5 protein-coding genes are annotated in these 5,126 nt (G+C 70.7%); 2 read left to right on the top strand and 3 right to left on the bottom strand.

All coding sequences use genetic code 11. From position 1 onward, the window contains the following. Positions 1 to 110 precede the first annotated feature (110 nt). Genes ACFWX1_RS45745 through ACFWX1_RS45735 form a run of 3 tightly spaced genes read right to left on the bottom strand, consistent with a single transcriptional unit; the run spans position 111 to position 2,873 of the window. Complete coding sequence (locus tag ACFWX1_RS45745; protein ID WP_378396212.1) at positions 111 to 1,520, bottom strand: FAD-dependent monooxygenase; 1,410 nt, start codon at positions 1,518 to 1,520, stop codon at positions 111 to 113. Positions 1,521 to 1,527: 7 nt separating this feature from the next. Beyond that, positions 1,528 to 2,202, bottom strand: coding sequence for a VC0807 family protein (locus ACFWX1_RS45740; protein ID WP_378396211.1), 675 nt, complete (start codon positions 2,200 to 2,202; stop codon positions 1,528 to 1,530). A 44-nt stretch (positions 2,203 to 2,246) separates the two neighbouring features. Further along, a complete protein-coding gene (locus ACFWX1_RS45735; RefSeq protein ID WP_378396210.1) occupies positions 2,247 to 2,873 on the bottom strand; it encodes a TetR/AcrR family transcriptional regulator in 627 nt (208 codons plus the stop codon). Positions 2,874 to 3,232: 359 nt separating this feature from the next. Between ACFWX1_RS45735 and ACFWX1_RS45730 the strand changes: the two genes are divergently transcribed. Next, positions 3,233 to 3,739, top strand: a complete 507-nt coding sequence (locus ACFWX1_RS45730) for an OmpA family protein (protein WP_378396209.1) — start codon at positions 3,233 to 3,235, stop codon at positions 3,737 to 3,739. Further along, positions 3,736 to 5,013: a polysaccharide pyruvyl transferase family protein gene (locus ACFWX1_RS45725; RefSeq protein WP_378396208.1), complete on the top strand. Its 1,278-nt coding sequence runs from the start codon at positions 3,736 to 3,738 to the stop codon at positions 5,011 to 5,013. Before ACFWX1_RS45730 ends, ACFWX1_RS45725 begins: the two co-directional genes overlap by 4 nt. Positions 5,014 to 5,126 lie beyond the last annotated feature (113 nt).

The following is a 5,126-nucleotide window of genomic DNA, read 5'->3' as shown; positions in this document are numbered from 1 at the left end:
TCCTCAAGGGACCCAGAGTCCCTCGGGGAGGCCCCCACGGACCCTTCACCACGAGACGATCCACAAAGGACGGATCAGGAGCCGCATGCCTTGCAGGGCAAGGAAAGCGGCTAGGCTACGGCGGGAGCACCGAACCAGCGGGCCAGTGCGTCGTGAAGCTCCTCCGGGTGACCGGCGAAGCAGACATAGCCGTCCGGCCGGACGAGGCGGACATCGCCGGGGTCGCCGGGGGTGTGGTCCACCCGCCCCCGCCACCCGTCGGCGATCCCGGGCGGTCCGCCGAGCAGCAGGCCACGCCCGGAGTGCAGCTCGACGTCCGGCAGCCGGGCGCCCAGCAGCGGATGGGCCGGGCCGTCCGGCATGTCGTAGCGGATCTCCAGACCGGAGATCATGCCCGCCAGCAGCCGGTTCCCGTCCGGGGTGGCGGCCAGCTCGGCGGTGATGGCCCGCAACGCGAGCACGTCCGGGTCGGGCACCATCAGCACGCCCTGCGCGCGGGTGTTCTGCAGCACCCGCGCGGCCACCGGATGCCGTTCGGCGTGGTAGGTGTCGAGCAGGCCGTCGGTCGCCCAGCCCGCGACCGCCGCGCCGAGCTTCCAGCCCAGGTTGAACGCGTCCTGCACACCGAGGTTCAGCCCCTGCCCGCCCGCCGGCGAGTGGATGTGCGCGGCGTCCCCCGCGAGGAAAACCCGGCCCGTCCGGTAGTGCTCGGCCTGCCGGGAGGCGTCGGTGAACCGCGAAGCGTGACGGATGTGGAGCAGCTTCGCGGCGTCCCCGTGCGCGTCGTGCAGGGCGGCCCGGACCTCTTCCTCGGTGATCGGCGCGTCACGGCCGAGCCCCTGCTGTTCCTGGCCTGCGAACACGAAGCGGTAAGCGTTGTCCTCCAACGGGATCAGGAAGCCCGACCTGCTCGCGGACGGCTCGAGGTTCGGTATCCGCCATTCCGTGGGCAGCCTCGGATCCTCGGCCAGCACGACGTCGGCGACGGCCATCGAAACCCGCCCGTCCCTGCCGGGGAACGCGACCCCGAGCTCCTTGCGCACCCGGCTGCGCCCGCCGTCGGCACCGACCGCGTACGCCGCGCGCAGCGTCCGCTCCCCCTCGGGGCCGCCGACCGTGAGGGTGACGCCGTCGGCGTCCTGCTCCAGCCGGAGCAGTTCGGTGCCGCGCGACACCGGGATGCCCGCACCGGCGAGCCGGGCCTCCAGTGCCTCCTCGACCCGGCCCTGCGGAATGCCCACCTGGTAAGGGAACCGGGTGTCGAAGACCGAATAGTCCAGGCGCAGCCCGGCGAAATGCCCGCCGGGGATGTTCGCGACGGCCCGGTCGGCGATCGGCGCCAGCCAGCCCCGCGCGTCGAGCAGTTCGGCGGTGCGCGGCTGGAGGTTCAGCGCCTTCGACTGCGGGCTTCGCGCGGCCAGCCGGTCCAGGACGGCGACGCGCGCTCCGGCCAGTTCCAGTTCGTTGGCCAGTGCCAGCCCGGTCGGCCCGGCGCCCACGACGATGACGTCGGCGTCCATGCCCGCCTCAGACCTTCAGGCCGTGCTTGGTGACGTACCGGATGTGGAAGGTGATCAGCCCGCCGAGGACCACCAGCCACTGCAGCGTGCTCACGAGCGGGACCGAGTCGATCGGCAGGCTGTAGGCGAGGATCACGCGGACGACCGCGTCGAGACAGAAACCCAGCCCCCACACCAGCGTCACGACGCGCAGATGCCTGCGGAACGCCGGCTCGGTGTCCCAGCGGGAGTCCCACTGCCGGTGTCCTTCGGCGCCGATCTTCACGGTGACGATCGTGCGTGCCATCGACCGCATGAACGGCTGCTGGGTCAGCAACGAGCCGAGCACCCACAGCCCGAGCGCGCCGAAGATCCAGCTGTCGCGGACCAGCAGCAGCCGCGGATCCCCGGTGACCATCGAGGTCAGCGCGCCGAGCAGGACCAGGCTCAGCGTGAACAGGGCCAGCGGGTCGACCCTGCGCTGCTTGACCAGCGTGTACCCGATCATCGGCAGGGCGAGCAGGGCGCCGCCCACCAGCGACAGCCACTGGTTCAGGCCCGCGGCGCGCAGGCCGTAGTAGCCGCCGAGCGGCAGCACCAGTTCGAGGAGCAGTTGCAGCACCAGGTGCTTGCGCAGCGCCGCGGTCTTCTCGCGCTGGGTCCGCTCCACCGGAGCGGTCTGGGCGGATGCTTCCACAGTCATGGTTTCGTCCTTGTCGTCTGGGGTGGAGGCGGGCACGGTGCCGGTCACTGCTTCCGGACGGCCCGGTCGAAGAGGTCGGCCAGCTCGCGGGCGCACGCCGCCGTGTCGAAGTCCGGATCGACGGCGGCCCGGTTGGTGATCTGGTCGAGGGCGCCGTTCACCGCGAGCACCAGCACCAGCGGGTCCAGTTCCCGGATCTCGCCCTGCCGCTGCCCCAGCCGGATCCGCTTCTCCTGCTCGGTGGCGAACGCGGCCATGGCGGGGGCGAGGCCGCGCAGCTCCGGGTCCTCGGTCTGCACCGCGTTCACGATCGTCTGCAGGGCACGCTGGTGCTTCGGGTACTCGTCGAGCAGGGCGACCCGCGTGGTGATGTAGAGCCGCAGCCTGCCGAGAATACTGGTCTCGGTGTCCATTTTGGACAGCAGGAACTCGCCGTTGACGCGCAGCACCTCGGCGACGACCTCGCGGATCAGATCGTCCTTGCCCTTGAAGTGGTACGAGATCATCCCGGTGCTGCTCAGCCCGGCCTGCTTGGCGATCTTGGCGAAGCTGGCGCCGGCGTACCCCTGGTCGGCGATGACCTCGATCGCCGCGTCCACGATCTGCGCCCGGCGGGCCGATTCGATGAACGTCCGACCGCCTTGCTTGTCCGAACTGCTTTTTGCTGGCATGAGCAAATACTAACGCGTCTTGCTTGCCTGAGCAAGACCTAGTTCAACCGAGCAAACCTGTGTTCGCCGGGACGAAAGGGACTATCCGGACCCCTGCTCCCGTCGCTTCCCTACCGCGACGGGCGCCGTCGATCGACCCCTCGTTCGGGGGAACTCCGCGGTGGTTTCCCCCGAACGGCACGCCATCCGGTTTTCCGGCTCCGGCCGGGGGATCCGCGACCCGGTCCGCAGCGATCGCCCCTCGTGAGGGTGACAACCGGCACCTGACCCACCCGTTGCCTCGTAGTTGCCGCACCAGGCCGTCCGTGTTCGGATCCCAGCGTCAGCCGATGGAGACCACAGACGAGGGAGTGCACTTCATGCGCAGGACAATTGTCCAGGCGGTGGCGGGCGCGGCGGTCGTGGCCGCCGCGGTCACCGCCTGCGGATCCGGGGACTCGAACAGCTCCAGCGGGTCGTCGAGCTCCAGCGCCGCGCCGCCGGGCGCCGGCGCTCCCAGTTCGGCAGGGCAGGGTGCGGCGAACGGCGCCGTCGGGCAGGTGAACTCGGCGATCGAGCAAGCACTTCAGCAGAGCCCCCTCACGTTCGAACCGCAGAAGGCGGATCTGACGGACAAGGGGAAGCAGACCGTCACGCAGATCGCGAAAGCGTTGCAGGGCAACGACGTCAAGATCACCGTCGCCACGCACGCCGGCTATCCCGACGCGCAGCAGGCGAAGACGTTGTCGGAGAAGCGCGCGCAGGCCATCGCGTCCGACCTCGAAGGGCAGGGCGTGGCCAAGGACCGTGTCAAGCAGGAAGCGACCGGAAACGAGAAGGCGCAGGGTGATCAGGCACTGAACACCCAGATCAGCGTCGCGCAGTGACCTGGCGCGACAGTGCGGGCGAGCGGCACGGACCGCTCGCCCGCCCAGCGCTGTCCACAGTGGATCCTTCGGGCCGCTGCTATTACCTCGTGGGCCCCAGTGGCTACCCGAACTTCGGCGACGAGCTGATCGCCGCCACCTGGCTGCGTTATCTCGCGCGGACCGCGCCCGGCGCCGAGGTGTGGCTGGACTGCCATTCGCCGGGCCCCGCGCAGCTGCTGCTCGGCGGCCTGCATCCCCGCCTGCGGTGCGTCGACACCTTGTGGAGCCTGTGCGGCGAGGCACCCTCGGACGACCCGTGGGAAGTGGCCGCGTGGGTCCAGGAGGTCGTGCACGATCCCGGACGGGCACCGCGCCGCGACGCGGGAATCGCCCTGCTCGGCCGCGCCGACGTGGTGCACTTGATCGGCGGCGGCTACCTCAACGCCTTGTGGCCACGGCACCTCGGCCTGATCGCGGGCGCGGCCGCCGCGGCCCGGCGCTCCGGTGGTCGCGCGGCCATGACCGGCCAGGGATTCATGCCGTTCCCCGATGGCGCGACGCACCTCCTGCGTTCGCTCGCCGACCGCTTCGACGTGGTCGACGTCCGCGACGACCCGTCGGCGGAGCTGCTGGCCGGGTCCGCCGCCGCGTACCGGACCTGCGACGACGTGTTCCTCGACCTCCCCGAGCCGTCGGCACGTACCCGGGCACGCGAGTTCGTGCTGTGCGTGCAGTCGGACATCGGCGACCTCGAAGTGTCCACTTTGGCCGCCAGGGTGCTCGGCATGCTGCGGGCCTGGCGGGCCGAACCCGGGCAGATCGCCGTCGTGGAAGGGATTCCGCGGGTGGATCGCGCGGTCCACGCCCTGCTCGAACACGAACTCGACGGCGCCGAATTCCACCCGTTCCGGGACGTCTGGCGGCACGGGGTGCCCGTGGCCCCCGGCCAGACCTGGATCTCCACGCGCTACCACCTGCACCTGGTGGCCGCGGCCGCCGGGGCCACCGGAGTCGCGCTCAGCGTTTCGCCCGATTACTACGCGACGAAGCATCGGAGCCTGGCCGACCTCGGCTCGGGGTGGACACCGCTCGACGCGCTGTCGGCGGAGATACCGGAACGTCCGGACGGGACCGGGTTTCCGGCCTCGGTCCTGCGGCGCTGCCGTCAGCTGAAGCTCTCGGTGGCCGAGGCGGTGTACGGTACCCCGCCGGACGCGACGACCGAGCCCGCCGGGCACCCCACGGCGCGGCGCCGGGTACTGCGGCCCCGCTGGTCCCGGACAGGCGGCTGAACCAGCGAACGACCCGAGCACAAGCCGTGAAGGCCCCCTTACTGGCGTTGAGCGCCGGTAACGCTGTCTCTTTTAAACAACTGACGCTGCCCACGACAATACAAGTGTATATC

The sequence above is a fragment of the Amycolatopsis sp. NPDC059021 genome (assembly GCF_042739895.1).
Lineage (GTDB): Bacteria > Actinomycetota > Actinomycetes > Mycobacteriales > Pseudonocardiaceae > Amycolatopsis.
This window is presented reverse-complemented; position numbering and strand designations above follow the sequence as displayed.

Coding starts and splice junctions, on each gene's coding strand:
- ACFWX1_RS45745 (WP_378396212.1), bottom strand. CDS start 1,520: ATGGACGCCGACGTCATCGTCGTGGGCGCCGGGCCGACCGGGCTGGCA.
- ACFWX1_RS45730 (WP_378396209.1), top strand. CDS start 3,233: ATGCGCAGGACAATTGTCCAGGCGGTGGCGGGCGCGGCGGTCGTGGCC.
- ACFWX1_RS45735 (WP_378396210.1), bottom strand. CDS start 2,873: ATGCCAGCAAAAAGCAGTTCGGACAAGCAAGGCGGTCGGACGTTCATC.
- ACFWX1_RS45740 (WP_378396211.1), bottom strand. CDS start 2,202: ATGACTGTGGAAGCATCCGCCCAGACCGCTCCGGTGGAGCGGACCCAG.